This window comes from Bradyrhizobium sp. Unk1 (assembly GCF_059512345.1).
Map to the genome: position 1 here is coordinate 38,108 of NZ_JCAMOP010000028.1, position 13,997 is coordinate 52,104.

Annotated in this window: 17 protein-coding genes; 10 read left to right on the forward strand and 7 right to left on the reverse strand. The window is 66.2% G+C overall.

Translation table 11 applies throughout. From position 1 onward, the window contains the following. Positions 1–136: 136 nt before the first annotated feature. From AC5ZFO_RS30685 to AC5ZFO_RS30705, 5 genes are all read left to right on the forward strand, one after another. Positions 137–313 (forward strand): hypothetical protein, encoded by a 177-nt coding sequence (locus AC5ZFO_RS30685; protein WP_187387820.1) that lies wholly within the window; start codon positions 137–139, stop codon positions 311–313. A gap of 73 nt (positions 314–386) precedes the next feature. Next, positions 387–545 (forward strand): hypothetical protein, encoded by a 159-nt coding sequence (locus AC5ZFO_RS30690; RefSeq protein WP_282522056.1) that lies wholly within the window; start codon positions 387–389, stop codon positions 543–545. A 128-nt stretch (positions 546–673) separates the two neighbouring features. Then, positions 674–1,486, forward strand: a complete 813-nt coding sequence (locus AC5ZFO_RS30695; RefSeq protein WP_282522055.1) for a PAS-domain containing protein — start codon at positions 674–676, stop codon at positions 1,484–1,486. A gap of 87 nt (positions 1,487–1,573) precedes the next feature. Continuing rightward, complete coding sequence (locus AC5ZFO_RS30700; RefSeq protein WP_282522054.1) at positions 1,574–2,029, forward strand: GNAT family N-acetyltransferase; 456 nt, start codon at positions 1,574–1,576, stop codon at positions 2,027–2,029. Positions 2,030–2,289: 260 nt separating this feature from the next. Beyond that, entirely contained in the window at positions 2,290–3,231 is a 942-nt protein-coding gene (locus tag AC5ZFO_RS30705) for an aldo/keto reductase (protein WP_282522053.1), read from the forward strand. An 18-nt stretch (positions 3,232–3,249) separates the two neighbouring features. Here AC5ZFO_RS30705 and hmuQ read toward each other — a convergent pair whose 3' ends face one another. The 3 genes from hmuQ to AC5ZFO_RS30720 form a co-directional block, all read right to left on the reverse strand. Then, complete coding sequence (gene hmuQ, locus AC5ZFO_RS30710) at positions 3,250–3,573, reverse strand: heme-degrading protein HmuQ (protein ID WP_085399303.1); 324 nt, start codon at positions 3,571–3,573, stop codon at positions 3,250–3,252. 86 nt (positions 3,574–3,659) lie between these two features. Continuing rightward, complete coding sequence (locus AC5ZFO_RS30715) at positions 3,660–4,877, reverse strand: DUF1501 domain-containing protein (protein WP_282522052.1); 1,218 nt, start codon at positions 4,875–4,877, stop codon at positions 3,660–3,662. A gap of 2 nt (positions 4,878–4,879) precedes the next feature. Beyond that, positions 4,880–6,436 (reverse strand): DUF1800 domain-containing protein, encoded by a 1,557-nt coding sequence (locus AC5ZFO_RS30720; protein WP_282522051.1) that lies wholly within the window; start codon positions 6,434–6,436, stop codon positions 4,880–4,882. A gap of 114 nt (positions 6,437–6,550) precedes the next feature. Between AC5ZFO_RS30720 and AC5ZFO_RS30725 the strand changes: the two genes are divergently transcribed. Then, positions 6,551–6,775, forward strand: coding sequence for a cysteine-rich CWC family protein (locus AC5ZFO_RS30725; protein ID WP_496122968.1), 225 nt, complete (start codon positions 6,551–6,553; stop codon positions 6,773–6,775). A gap of 64 nt (positions 6,776–6,839) precedes the next feature. Here AC5ZFO_RS30725 and AC5ZFO_RS30730 read toward each other — a convergent pair whose 3' ends face one another. From AC5ZFO_RS30730 to AC5ZFO_RS30740, 3 genes are all read right to left on the reverse strand, one after another. After that, entirely contained in the window at positions 6,840–7,538 is a 699-nt protein-coding gene (locus AC5ZFO_RS30730; protein WP_282522049.1) for a glutathione S-transferase family protein, read from the reverse strand. Between the two features lie 127 nt (positions 7,539–7,665). Further along, positions 7,666–7,896, reverse strand: a complete 231-nt coding sequence (locus tag AC5ZFO_RS30735; RefSeq protein WP_282522048.1) for a hypothetical protein — start codon at positions 7,894–7,896, stop codon at positions 7,666–7,668. Continuing rightward, positions 7,893–8,672 (reverse strand): TSUP family transporter, encoded by a 780-nt coding sequence (locus AC5ZFO_RS30740; RefSeq protein WP_282522047.1) that lies wholly within the window; start codon positions 8,670–8,672, stop codon positions 7,893–7,895. The genes AC5ZFO_RS30735 and AC5ZFO_RS30740 overlap by 4 nt, the downstream gene beginning before the upstream one ends. A gap of 266 nt (positions 8,673–8,938) precedes the next feature. On the opposite strand from AC5ZFO_RS30740, the gene AC5ZFO_RS30745 reads away from it, so the two are divergent. From AC5ZFO_RS30745 to uvrB, 4 genes are all read left to right on the forward strand, one after another. Continuing rightward, positions 8,939–9,856 carry a LysR substrate-binding domain-containing protein gene (locus tag AC5ZFO_RS30745; protein WP_282522046.1) on the forward strand — a complete coding sequence of 306 codons (918 nt, stop codon included), beginning with the start codon at positions 8,939–8,941 and terminating at the stop codon, positions 9,854–9,856. A 124-nt stretch (positions 9,857–9,980) separates the two neighbouring features. After that, the gene (locus AC5ZFO_RS30750) at positions 9,981–10,208 is read left to right on the forward strand and encodes a hypothetical protein (RefSeq protein WP_282522045.1); all 228 of its coding nucleotides are present in this window, start codon (positions 9,981–9,983) and stop codon (positions 10,206–10,208) included. A 54-nt stretch (positions 10,209–10,262) separates the two neighbouring features. Further along, positions 10,263–10,490, forward strand: coding sequence for a hypothetical protein (locus AC5ZFO_RS30755; protein ID WP_282522044.1), 228 nt, complete (start codon positions 10,263–10,265; stop codon positions 10,488–10,490). Between the two features lie 89 nt (positions 10,491–10,579). Beyond that, positions 10,580–13,540, forward strand: coding sequence for an excinuclease ABC subunit UvrB (gene uvrB / locus AC5ZFO_RS30760; RefSeq protein ID WP_282522043.1), 2,961 nt, complete (start codon positions 10,580–10,582; stop codon positions 13,538–13,540). 120 nt (positions 13,541–13,660) lie between these two features. Here the strand turns inward: uvrB and AC5ZFO_RS30765 are convergent, their stop codons facing one another. Then, complete coding sequence (locus AC5ZFO_RS30765; protein WP_282522042.1) at positions 13,661–13,897, reverse strand: hypothetical protein; 237 nt, start codon at positions 13,895–13,897, stop codon at positions 13,661–13,663. Positions 13,898–13,997 lie beyond the last annotated feature (100 nt).

Genomic DNA, 13,997 nt, shown 5'->3' on the forward strand with positions numbered 1-13,997 from the left:
GGAATAGCGGGCATAAGGGCAGCCTACGCCGCATTCTCGCCATCTTCGCCGCTATGGCCGCCCCAATATTGCCGGTTGAAACAGGGAAATTGTTCGAGTCGCGGGTGATTCGCTCGCACGTTGAAGGATTTAGACCATGATTCGGGCGTCCGGCACGGCAGGCTTTCGAGGCCAAACCGTTACCGTTTCGTCTTCCCGGCTGACCAACGCGGTCGTGGCCTCGCTCGCCGTCGCCGCACTCTCGCTGTGCCTGATCGTCACCCTGACAGTGCTGTCGACCAAGGCGACCATGGCGATGGGCCTGCCGGTCTGATCCCCGTTTCATCCCGGACCCGCCTTCAAGGTGCCGCGCGGCCCGCGCCGACCGGCATCGCGACAGGACACCGATGAAATCGCCTGTGGTAGTCGTTGCAATCACCCTGACTGCGGCCATCCTGGTCGCGGCATCGCTGTTGATTTTCACCGGCATGCGCAAGAGCCCGGGGACGTCGACGCTGAATGCGCCGGGGCAGCAGCAGCGCCTCAGGCACGCGCATTTCGTCTAAAAACAGCCGCAAGCTTTGCCCCTGCCGGCAACTGCCCCTTAAGCGCATCGCGTGAAATTGCATCGCGTGGGCGCAACGATCAGCCAGTGTTGCGGCCTTACCTCGTTCAGGAGCAGCGAGACTGGTCCATGCGGTTCGGATGGCGTGCGATCTCCGGTCCGGCGCTGACGGCGGCAATTGCGCTGCTGGCGATCCTGCTCGATCGTTATGTCCCTGTTCCCTCGCCTGCGCCCCTGTTCGTCTGCATCGTGGCGCTCGCCGGCTCGCTGTCGGGTCTCGCTTCCGCCATGACGAGCGCTGCCGTCGCGGTGATCGGCGCGGCGTTGTTCTTTCTGGCCCATCGGGCCCTGCCGGGCTATGCGGCGGCGGATCTGGTCCGGCTCGGCCTCCTGGCCGTGACGACTGCCGGCACGGCCGCAATCACCGGCCTGATGCGCGAGCGGCTGCTCGGCACATTCGCCGCCGAGCGCCAGAGCCACGCCACCGCCGCGCGACTGTCGGCCGCGCTCGACCAGGTCGACATCGGCATCGTGCTGCTCGACGCCGAGACGCGTGCCGAATTCATCAACCGCGCATTTCGCGACTATTTTGCGCTGCCGGACGAAGTGGCCGACGGCAAGCCGCCCTTCATTGCGCTGATGTATCACGGCCGCGACACCGGCGCGTTCGAGCTGCCCGAGGATGAGCTCGGTACCTTCATCGCGCAGCGGATGGAAATGGTGCGGATCGGCGATGCCACGCCGATCAACATCGCCTTGCGCAATGGCGAGGTGCTGCGCTTCGTCTGCGCCGCCCTGCCCGATGGCGGTCGCATGCTGGGCTACACGCCCGTGACCGACCTCGTGCGCCACACCGACCCGCCCGCGCGCGCCGACTACTACCGCTCGCTGCGCGATCCCGCGAGCCGCAGGCTGATGCGGTATTTGCGCGTCGCGGAGTGATGCGACGGCGCGATTGATCGGCGGTGCGATCATCACGTATGAAGGACGCTTCATCGCCTTGCGTCCTCCGAGATCGCGGATACTCACATGTCGCTCACCATTCGCTCCATCACGAAGCAGGACTACGATCAATGGCTGCCGTTGTGGGATGGCTATAACGCTTTCTACGGCCGCTCCGGCCCGACCGCGCTGGCGCCCGAAATCACGCGGATGACGTGGCAGCGCTTCTTCGATGGCTATGAGCCGGTGCATGGGCTGGTCGCCGAGAGCCACGGGCGCCTGCTCGGGCTGACGCACTACCTGTTCCATCGCAGCACCACCGCGATCGAGCCGTCCTGCTATTTGCAGGACCTGTTCACGCTGGAGGCCGCGCGCGGCAAGGGCGTCGCCTCGGCGCTGATCCACGGCGTCTACGAGCGCGCAAAGCTCGCGGGGTCCCCGCGGGTCTACTGGCAGACGCACGAGACCAACGTCACGGCGCAGAGCCTGTACGACAAGGTCGCCGAGCGCTCCGGCTTCATCGTCTATCGCAAGATCTTCTGATCGCGGCGCCCGCGGAGCCCCTGTGGATAACTCTGCCTGTCACCCGCGCGTAACATAGCGGGACTACGCTGCACCTGCGTCTGATCAGGCCCCCCGTCACCGATCAAGCGCCCCAAAGCGGTCCCCGTCAGTCGCCGCGTCTGACAGGGGCCGCATTTTTTTGTCCGCTCTGTCAGCATGGCAGCAGCGCGGCGGGCAGCTTGCCGGTCGCGGCCGCCGCGGTCACAATGCGCCCCTGCTCATCTCTGACAGGATCTCCCATGGAAATTCGTAATCTCGGCGCCTCCGGCCTCCGCGTGTCCGCGGTCGGGCTCGGCTGCAATAATTTCGGCCAGCGCATCGACCTCGAGGCCTCGCGCAAGGTGATCCACCGCGCGCTCGATCTCGGCATCACGCTGTTCGACACCGCCGACATCTATTCGAACATGGGCGGCTCGGAAAACGTGCTCGGCGCCGTGCTGGGCGATCGCCGCAAGGACATCGTGCTGGCGACGAAATATTCCAAGCCGATGGCGGAGGACGGAACCAAGCAGGGCGCCTCGCGCCGCTACATCATGGAGGCCGTGGACGCGAGCCTGAAGCGGCTGAAGACCGATTACATCGATCTCTACCAGCAGCACGATTACGACCCGCTGACGCCGATCGAGGAGAGTCTTCGCGCGCTCGACGATCTCGTCCGCCAGGGCAAGGTCCGCTACATCGGCAATTCGAACTTTCCGGCGTGGCGGATTGCGGAAGCGGAGTACGTCGCGCGCGCGATGAATGTCAGCCGCTTCGTCTCCTGCCAGGACGAATATTCCCTGGTCGTGCGCGACATCGAGAAGGACCTGTTGCCGGCAGCAACGGAATACAAGCTCGGCCTGTTGCCGTTCTTCCCGCTCGCGAGCGGACTTCTGACCGGCAAATACAGGAAGGGCGAGTCCGCACCCGGCGACACCCGCTTCGGCCAAACTCCGCGACTGCGCGACCGCTACGTTACCCCGCGCAACGAGGCGATCGTCGAGAAACTGCAGGCCTTTGCGCAAGCGCGCGGACACTCGATGCTCGAGCTCGCCTTCTCCTGGCTCGCCGGCCGCCCGCAGGTCTCGAGCGTCATCGCAGGCGCCACCCGCGTCGAGCAGATCGAGCAGAACGTCAAGGCAATCGCGTGGAAGCTCAGCGCCGATGAGATGGCGCAGATCGACAAGATCACCCAGGGCTGATGTTTGAAGCGCGGCGCGTTACTTCGCGCCGCGTCCCACCGTCTGCATCACCTCAAAGCCTTCGAACTGGGGATGGCCGAGATAAAGCGGCTTGTTATCGCCAGCGCGCTGATGCGCCGCGCGAAACGCCTCCGACTTGGTCCACGCCTCGAATGCGGCATGGTTCGCCCAGATCGTGTGCGAGGCATAGAGCGTGTGGTCCTCGAGCTCGGGGCCGCGCAGCAGATGAAACTCGACGAAGCCAGGCACCCCGTCGAGAAACGTGTCGCGCGAGAGCCAGACCTGTTCGAAAGCGGTTTCAGAGCCCTTGGTGACGCGGAAGCGGTTCATGGCGATGTACATGCGGGTGATCTCCTGATGCTCGGCTCATCATGTCGTCATTCCGAGACGTACCGCAAGGCGCGGGCCGGGAATGCCGGTGGCTGCTATTACGCCACCAATCCCTTCATCGGTCTCGCGCTGGCGCTGTCCGGGAACACCGTCTCCGCCAGCACGCGATCGGACAGGCCGAACTGACCCTGCAGCACGCCCTTGATTACCGAGCGCAAATCCGTGGTGGGCTTGAGGTCGCGTCCCTCATACAAGTTCGCGAGCTTGAGGCCGGGCCAGTCGGAGATGACGCGGCCGCCCTTCACCGCGCCGCCGGCGAGCAGCGCGATCGTTCCCGTGCCGTGATCGGTGCCGTCGGTGCCGTTGATGCGCGCGGTGCGGCCGAACTCGGTGGCGACGACGATTGCGGTGTCGCGCCAGCGCTCGCCGAGGCCGCTTTCGAATTCGGCGAGCGCGCCGTCGAGGCCGCCGAGCAGGAAGGCCAGACGCCCGACCGGGCCGCCTTCATTGGCATGCGTATCCCAGCCGTCGAAGGCGAGCGCGGCGATGCGCGGGCCGTCGTCGGCCGCCATCAGTTTTGCGGCGCCACGCGCGATCTGCCGCATCTGCGCGACCTGGTTGCCGCCCTTCGGCTTCATGTCGTCGCCGCTGGCGACCTTGTCGAGCTGGAGACCTTGCGACAGCGCGGAGGCCAGCGCGGGATCGCGGTGGCGATAGAGATCGACCAGCCGCATCGCGGTGTCGTCGTCGGCCTGCGGCAGCGCCACCGGCGCCCAGCCGACGGTCGGCGCATTGCCGCGCAATACCAGCGGCGTGGTGGGACCGACCGCGAGCCCGCTCGACACACGCTCGCCGCGCGGCAGCGCTTCGAGCGCGCGATTGAGCCAGCCGGATTGCACGCGGCCGGGGCCGGCATAGCCGCTTTCGAGCACGTCCTGGCCATCGAAATGCGAGCGGTCGCGATAGGGCGTCGCCACCGCGTGGATCACCGCGGCATGCATGTCGCGATACATGCGCGCGAATTCCGGCATCGCCGGATGCAGCGCGAAGAAAGTATCGAGCATGATCGCCGGATGCGCGCCGTCGGCGGCAAGCGCGATCGAGCCGTGCAGGCCGGCATAATCTGGGTCACCGAGCGGCGCGACGGTCGAGAGCCCATCGAGCGCGCCGCGCAGGATCACCACGATCAATCGCGGATCGCGCCCGCCGGCCGCGCGCGCGAATTTCGGCAAATAAGCCCAGGCCGCGAAGGAGGAGCCGCCGAGCAGCAGGCCGCGGCGCGAGGTGAGGAGCCGGTTCTCGACGCAGTCGATCATCATCATCTCCTCTGCATTTCCGGCGACATCAGCAGCAGCGCCAGCGCCTGCTGCCGCGACTCCGCGCGCTCGATGGTTTTACGCGTCTCGATCGAGGCCGCATCGGCGGCGGCGAACTCCAGCAAGTCGAGCGGATCGATGTTGTTGCCGAGCCGCGCGCCCATTTGCGCCGCGATGTCGAGCCGGAGCTTGATGCCTTCGGGTGCGGCCCAGGCCGCGCTGGTATCCGGAAAACCGTTCGGCCCGGCCGGCGACCACAGCGGCTGGCCGAGCAGGTTCAGATTGCTGAGATAGCCGCCGGGATCTTCCGGCACGCGCGCGAGCAGCCGGCCGCTCGCGATCACGAAGTCGTAAGGAGAGCGCATCTTGGTCAGCGGCGCCTTCCACGCTTCGTCGGAATCGACCAGCGCAACAGCCATTGCCTTGAGATCGCCATCGGTCTTGACGAAGACGTCGCGCAATCGCGCCACAAGCGCCGGCGGCGGATCGTCGGCGACGAAATGGCGCACGAATTTGGCGGCGATGAAATTGGCGGTCGAGGGATGCCGCGCGATGTCGGCGAGCGCGGCCTCGCCCTGCGCAAGGCCGGTCGGCCCGTAGGTCTTGCCGAGCAGCATTTGCGGCCCGGGCTGGTGCGCATTGGCGTTGAACACGAAAGAGCCCGGCGTGCCGAGCTGCCCCTGCCGGCCGGCAAAGGTCCAGCCGGTGATGATGCGCGCGAGCGAGGTGACGTCGTCCTGCGTGTAGCCGCCGCCGACGCCGAGCGTATGCAGCTCCATGATCTCGCGCGCGAGATTTTCGTTCAGCCCGCGCTTGCGGTTCTGCCCGGCGCGCGAATCCGGCCCGAGCGATTGCTGATTGTCGAGGAAGAACAGCATCGCCGGATGCTGCTCGACGGCCTTGAGCATGTCGGCGAAGCGCCCGAGCACATGCGGCCGGATCGCCTCGCGCTCGAACGCGCCGGCCCATATGCGCGCCAGCTCGCCCTTGCTCGCGGAGATGCAGAAATGGTTGGACCAGAACACCACCAGCCGCTCGGTGAAGCCGCACTCGACCAGCGTCGCGCGCTGCAAGCGCGCCAGCGCCTCGGCGCGAAAGGTTTTCTGGATCACGTTGAGCGGCTGCGGCGCGGGCTTGGCGGCAGGAGGCGCGGCAGCGCCGGGCTGCATGGCGTCCGGTTTCGCCGCATTGTCGGCGGGCTTGGTCTCGGCCATCTGGCCGGCGATCTCGGTCGCGGCCGCATTGAGCGAGAGATTGCGCCGCAGCCCCGGCTTCTGATCGGCCGGTGCCTGCTGCGCCCCTTCAGCGGGCGCAGCGGCCTTCGCGGCCTCGCGCGCCTGCTTGACCTGGTCCTGATAGGCGAACACGGCCTGGCCCAGCTGCGGCGTCGATTGCAGCCCCGGCGCCTCCAGCAGCACGCCGTTGGGGCGCGCGAGTTCCGCCTTCACGAAGCCGCGCGGATCGGACGCCGCGTTGATGAGATCGCCGGACGCCCCGCCGCGCGCCCCGAAACCGAAACGGTTGAGCGCGACGAGGGCAGCTTGCGAATCGCGGGCCATCGATGTGTCCTTCGCGCGTTGCCAACCGCTTTCCGAGTCTGAGCGCAGCGCCTAATATACCGTAGCGGGAGATGAACCCGGCATGAAAATGACGGCGCAGCCTTTGGGCAAATCATGACAAATCCGAAAGAATTTCCCTTCGAATTTCCCTTGCCGGAACCGCGCCGCCTCGCCTGCTCCCGTTGCGGCACCGAGTTCGGCTGCGATCTCTCGGGAAACTGCTGGTGCGCGGAGGAAACGGCGCGGCTGCCGATGTCGGTCAAGGGCGAGGATTGTTTGTGCCGGGAATGTCTGCGCAAGGCGGCGGCGGTGCGTAGCCCGGATGGAGCGCAAGCGTAATCCGGGAATCCTTCTGCGGGCACCGGCCCCGGATTTCGCTAGCGCTCCATCCGGGCTACAAAGCTTACACCGCGTGCCCAGGCGACATCCGCGCCATGCCGTCGAACGCGTCGAGCAGCTTCCCGCGCCAGGCATAGACGGGATCATCGCTCTCCAGCAGCTTGAACGGGCTCGTCACGCGCGCCCACTGAAAACCGCCGAACACGATGTAGTCGGCATAGTTCGGCGCGCTGCCGCCGATATAGGGCTGCCTCTTCAGGGTCTGCCGCATCACCTCGAGCGATTTGCGGAACGCGACCACGCCGGTGTCGCGGCTCGCCATCACGTCTTCCAGCGTTTTACCGCCAAAGCGCGCCTCGCGTGACTGGCGGAAATAGGTCGCATCGACCTCCGCGAGATTCTTCGGGATGTCGGCGATGATCAACGGGAAGATGCCGCCGACGATGGCGATGTCGCCCCAGGCGTTGAGCATGCGCGCCATGGCGCGGCCGCCGTCGCCGCCGAACAGCGACGGCTGGTCTGGAAAATTGTCCTCGAGATAGGTCGCGATCGCCCAGGAATCGATCACGGGCTTGTCATGATGCAGGAGCACCGGGACCTTCTCCGAGCCGTGCGGCGAAATCGCGCTCTTCTCGGTGAAGCGCCAGGGCAGCGATTCCGCCGACAGGCCTTTGTGCGCCAGCGCCATTCGCGTGCGCCAGCAATACGGGCTGAACGGGCGCGAAGCATCGGTACCGACGAGTTCGAAGAGCTTGAGCGACATGGCTGCCTCCACATGCTCCGTCATTGCGAGGAGCTCTTGCGACGAAGCAATCCAGACTGCCGCCGCGGAAGCATTCTGGATTGCTTCGCTTGCGCTCGCAATGACGTTGTCGAGGCGGAGGTGTGTGTCACCGCCCGTTCGTTCGAAGCAGCCTCTCGCCGTCCGTCGTCACCGCGATGATCAGCCCCACGCCTGCAATCGTTTCGCGGGTGACGTAGCCCTGCTCGGCGGCGTCTTCCCAGATGGTGAGGCGCGGGCACGAGGTCTTCCAGGTCGCGATCACCTCGGCATAGGCGCGCGGCTCGCGCGCGACCCATTCGACGAAGTCCAGCACCAGAGGATCGGCGTTGCCGCTCATTGCAAACCTCCCTTGTCGAAGGCCGCCAGCACCGGGGTCCGAAGCAGGAGCCAGCCGCCATAGGCGACGTAGTAGCAGGCGATGGTGGTGATCAGCTTGTTCGACCAGGCCACGAATTGCTGGTCGGTCATGGCTTCGAGGATGCGCCGCGCCAGCGTGGTGCCGAGCATCGAGGCTGCGATCGCGACGCCGGCGAGCACGGGATCGAGGCTCGCGGCCTGGTCGATGATGCCACCGAAATAGACGAGCTTGGTGAAATGGCTGACGAGCTGGCACATCGCCTTCGTCGCAACCTTCTCGCGCCGGCCGAAATCGCCGCCGAGAAAGAAGGTGTCGAGCAGCGGTCCCGACACGCCGGTCATCAGCATCAAGCCCATGCAGATCGTACCATAGACGGTGCCCTGCCAGAGCCTATCAGGATCCGGCTTGATGTTCGACGGCAGCAGCCGCGCCATGAACGGGGTGATGCCGAGCAGCAGCAGCGCCATCGGCTTGTCCGGCACATAGCGGGTGAGCGACCAGGCCGCGAGCGCGATGGCAGCGCCGACCATGTAGTTCGCGACCGGCCGCCAGCGGATATGCGCGCGCCACAGAAACGCGCGCCAGCCATTCGAGGCCATCTGCGTGATCGCATGCAGCACCATCGCCGTCGGCAACGGCATCAGCGCCAGCAGCACGCCGATCAGGATCAGCCCGCCCGCCATGCCGAACAGCCCCGACAGGAACGCGGTGGCGACCATCAGCAATCCAAGGGCAGCGATCATGATGGGCGTCACGAGAGATTCTCCTGGGGCACGGTTCAAGTCAGGGACGTACGCTGTTTCACTCCCTCGCCCCGCCCGCGGGGAGAGGGAGGGGTGAGGGGGAGTCTCCGCGGGGACTGCGGCAGTTCGACTCGTGGAGACTCCCCCTCACCCGCACGCTTCGCGTGTCGGCCTCTCCCCACACGCGGGGAGAGGCGAAGAAGAACGTGCCTCGCTTGCCCTGGCTTCGCAAACTGAGTTATCTTGGCCTTGCATCAGCTTTCCTGAGGGTAGGTCATTTGCGGCGGTTGCTGTTTCTCAACGGCATCAAGGCATTCGAGGCGGCGGCGCGGACCGGCAGCTTTGCCGCGGCCGGGCTCGAGCTCAGCGTGTCGGCGGCGGCCGTCAGCCGGATGGTGCATCTGCTGGAGGAACGTCTCGGCGTCGCGCTGTTCGAGCGCAAGGCCAACAAGCTCGTGCTGACGCAGGCAGGCCGCGCCTATCAAAGCGGGCTGACGCCGATCTTCGATGCGCTGGCAAGCCTCACCGCGCAGGTGACGGCTCCCTCCAGCGTCCGCGTGCTCACCATCGGTGTCGGCCACACCTTTGCGATGCGCTGGCTGATCCCGCGGCTGTCGGAATTTCGCAGCGAGGAGCCCGACATCGAGGTGCGCTTCACCACCGGCGGTGCCGAGGTCCCATTCGGCGAGGACTGGAGTTGCGGCATCAAGCTCGGCACCGGCGACTGGCCCGGCCTGGTCGCGGAGCCGCTATTCGCCGGCGACCTCACGCCGGTCTGCGTGCCTCGCCTCGCCACCGGCCTGAAGCGGCCCGCCGACCTCAAAGGGCCGGGCCTGATCCGCGTCACGCATTCGCCGGAGGATTGGCCGATCTGGCTCAAGGCCGCGAACCTCACCCGCATCAACGCGCGCGGACCGGAATTCCAGTTCTACGGCCAGGCGCTCCAGGCCGCCGCCGACGGCCTCGGCATCGCCATGGGCATCCGGCCCTATATCGACGACGATCTCGCCGCCGGCCGGCTGGTCGCGCCGTTCGATCTCTCGGTTCCTAAGGGCATGCGCTGGTACCTGCTGTATCGCAGTTTTCAGACCGAGCAGCGCGACTTCGCCGCGTTCCGGCGCTGGATCATGCGGGCGGCCTCAGAGCCCGCCGCACGCCCCGTCAGGCGGATCGGCCGCGCCGCGCCACGGAACTGACACCCGTTCCACGAGGCCTTGGGCAAAAAAGCCGGCCGCTTGTGAATGGCTTCACATACTGAACCCGCCAAACGTGGTCCCCTGACCCTTCAACAAGACACTTACGGAACATTTGGGGACTACAATGACGACCCTCTACGACGGTTTTGACATCGAATCCTTCGAGGCCGGCAAAGGCCTCTGGCATGCCCGTATCCGCCGCGCCGATCTCAGCCCCCTCGCTATCGATGGCGTGCTGTTTCCGGCGATGGAAGTCGGTTTCGCCTGGCCTGATCAGAACGCGGCGATCGCCGATGCCAAGCACCACATCGACCGCTTCCGCCGGCGGGCCGACGACAGCGACGACGAATAAGCGCGGGACTCCAAGCGAACCAGGGGACAGCGCAGCATAAAGGGGGAACCGGTCATGTCAGTCATCGAATTCGAAGACACGCCGCGGCCGAGGATTTATGCCCGCAATGTGCTGTCGAAATGTCCCGAATGCGACGGCGACCTCGCGGTGCTTCGTGTGATCGGCGGCCGCGCCGGATGCGAGTACTGGACCATGCGCTGCACCGATTGCGGCGGGATCCATCTCGACATCCTCGAGCCGCACCGGGCGAGCGACGACGAGGCCCCGCCGCCGGCGGCTTAAAGAGGCTGCTGCCAACCTGCTGTCAGCAGCCTGAGCACGGACGAGCATTCGCCCTTTTCTGAAGGCCGGACTCGTCCCATATTCGGGGCATGGCGAAGAAACCTGCTCCCCCGAAATCCCCCAAATCCAAAGCTCCGAACTCGAAGGCCCATCGGCCCGACGTGCAGCCGATCGGGCCGGCGTTGGCCGAACTTCTGAATCCCGCGATCAATCGCGGCGATGCCGGGCTTGGATCGGGCACCGGGCTGCAGCCGCCGCCGGACAATTCGCGCGACCGCCGCGCCGGGGGCGAGGCTGCCGCGCATCGGGCACGCGCCTCGACGCCGAAGGAGTTTCCACAGGATACGACGCGACCGATGCCGCTTCGTCCCAACCCGCAGCCACCGGGGGCGCGCGCTTCGGAGAGCGGCGGTTTCGACGAGGCGCCGCAGGCCAATTACGGCACCGCGGCCACGATCCCGACCCTCGATCCGGAACTGGCGCGACAGCTCGGTCTGCCTACCGAGGAGGACGATGCCGAGGCGCTGGCGCGTCCGCCGCGCACCAAGATGGAGGCGCTCGGCGTCAAGGCGACCGCGGATGCGCTGGAGTCGCTGATCCGCGAGGGCCGGCCTGAGTTCCGCAAGGACGACGGCTCCACGAAAGTGTGGACCCCGCACCGGCCGCCGCGCCCGGAGAAGTCCGAAGGCGGCGTGCGCTTCGAGATCAAATCGCCCTACCAGCCGCGCGGCGACCAGCCGACCGCGATCGCGGAACTGGTCGAAGGCATAGAGCGTAACGACCGCTCGCAGGTGCTGCTCGGCGTCACCGGAAGCGGCAAGACCTACACCATGGCCAAGGTGATCGAGGCGACGCAGCGGCCCGCCATCATCCTGGCGCCGAACAAGACGCTCGCCGCCCAGCTCTATGGCGAGTTCAAGAGCTTCTTCCCCGACAACGCAGTCGAGTATTTCGTCAGCTATTACGACTACTACCAGCCGGAGGCCTACGTTCCGCGCACGGACACCTACATCGAAAAGGATTCTTCGATCAACGAGCAGATCGACCGCATGCGCCACTCCGCGACGCGCGCGCTGCTCGAACGCGACGACGTCATCATCGTGGCGTCGGTGTCCTGCATCTACGGTATCGGCTCGGTCGAGACCTACACCGCAATGACCTTCGCGCTGAAGAAGGGCGAGCGCATCGACCAGCGCCAGCTGATCGCCGACCTCGTCGCCCTCCAGTACAAGCGCACCCAGGCCGATTTTACCCGCGGCACGTTTCGCGTGCGCGGCGACGTTATCGACATCTTCCCGGCGCACTATGAGGACCGCGCCTGGCGCGTAAACCTGTTCGGCGACACCATCGAGACCATCGAGGAGTTCGATCCGCTCACCGGCCACAAGCAGGACGAGCTCGAATTCATCAAGATGTACGCCAACTCGCACTATGTGACGCCGCGCCCGACGCTGGTGCAGGCGATCAAGTCGATCAAATCGGAGCTGAAGCAGCGGCTCGACCAGCTCCACGACCAGGGCCGCCTGCTGGAGGCGCAACGACTGGAGCAGCGCACCACCTTCGATCTCGAGATGATGGAGGCGACCGGAAGCTGCGCCGGCATCGAGAACTATTCGCGCTATCTCACCGGGCGCCTGCCCGGCGAGCCGCCACCGACGCTGTTCGAATACGTCCCCGACAACGCGCTGGTGTTCGCCGACGAGAGCCACGTCACCGTGCCGCAGATCGGCGGCATGTTCCGCGGCGACTTCCGCCGCAAGGCGACGTTGGCCGAATACGGTTTCCGCCTGCCCTCGTGCATGGACAACCGCCCGCTCCGCTTCGAGGAATGGGACATGATGCGGCCGCAGACGGTCGCGGTGTCGGCGACGCCGAGCGGCTGGGAGCTGAACGAGAGCGGCGGCGTGTTCGTCGAGCAGGTGATCCGACCGACGGGCCTTATTGATCCTCCCGTTAATATCCGCCCCGCCCGCACCCAGGTCGACGATCTCGTCGGCGAGGTCCGCGCCACAGCCCAGGCCGGCTATCGCTCGCTGATCACCGTGCTGACGAAACGCATGGCGGAGGACCTTACCGAATATCTGCATGAGCAGGGCATCCGCGTCCGCTACATGCACAGCGATATCGACACCATCGAGCGCATCGAGATCATCAGGGACCTCCGCCTCGGCGCGTTCGACGCGCTGGTCGGCATCAACCTGCTCCGCGAAGGCCTCGACATTCCCGAATGCGCGCTGGTCGCGATCCTGGACGCCGACAAGGAAGGTTTTCTGCGCAGCGAGACCTCGCTGATCCAGACCATCGGCCGCGCCGCGCGCAACGTCGACGGCAAGGTGATCCTCTATGCCGACCAGATGACGGGCTCGATGGAGCGCGCGATCGCGGAAACCAACCGCCGCCGCGAAAAGCAGGTCGAGTACAACACCGCCAACGGCATCACGCCGGAGAGCGTGAAGAAGCAGATCGGCGACATCCTCAACTCCGTCTACGAGCGCGACCACGTGCTGGTCGAGGTCGGCGGCCACGACATGACCGACGACGTCATCTCGATCGGCCACAATTTCGAAGCCGTGCTCGCCGATCTCGAAACCCGCATGCGCGAGGCCGCAGCCGATCTGAACTTCGAGGAAGCCGCCCGCCTCCGCGACGAAGTCAAGCGCCTGCGCGCCACCGAGCTCGCAGTGGTCGACGACCCCACCGTCAAGCAGCGCACGGTGCAGGGCAAGGCCGGCGCCTACGCCGGCACCAAGAAGTATGGCGACGCCGCCAACCTGCCCGTCAGCGCGATGAAGAAGAAAACCGTGAGCTCCGCGCTGAAAGCCAGCGGCGGCGGCAGCGGCTCGAAAGTGCACAAGCCACATCTCGACGAGATGCACGGGCCGGAGTCGTTGCCCTATCGCGAGAACGCGAGCCTGCCGGCAAAGCCGTTCGGCAGCACGAGCCGGATCATCCAGCCGACGGACTCACGGCAGTCGGGGCCGGAGTTCGGGCCGGCGCCGAAGTCGACAGGCGGGCAGCCGGGACGGCGGGGCGGGTGGAAGAAGAGGTAGACGACGGAGTGTCGTCCGCGCTTGTCGGGGCTATGGATTCTCAGATGCGCAATTGCGCGTCATAGCTCGCCGCTTTGCGGCACCCCGGAATGACGAGGGAGCATGTGGTGCCGTTCGCGCCTACAACTTCCCCTGCCCGTTCACCTGGCCCTGCTGTTGCTGCTGCTTGTCCTGCTCCTTGGCGTGATGCCTGCCGTAGAGGCAGCCGGCGGCGGCGCCCAGGACGCCGTGATGGCCGGCATAATGGCCGGCGACGCCGCCGACGACGGCGCCCTTGATGCAGCCCTTGGCGTTGGCGGCGGAGGTCGCGCCCAGCATCAGAAGTGCTGCGGCGACGGTGAGAAGCGGGGATTTCATGATCGATGTCTCCGGATCAGTTTTCGGCGTCTCAACGAGCACCGATGGGCGCGGGTTCCAGTGCGCCGTGCATGGCGGGGCGCGCCCGCCGGTTTGCATG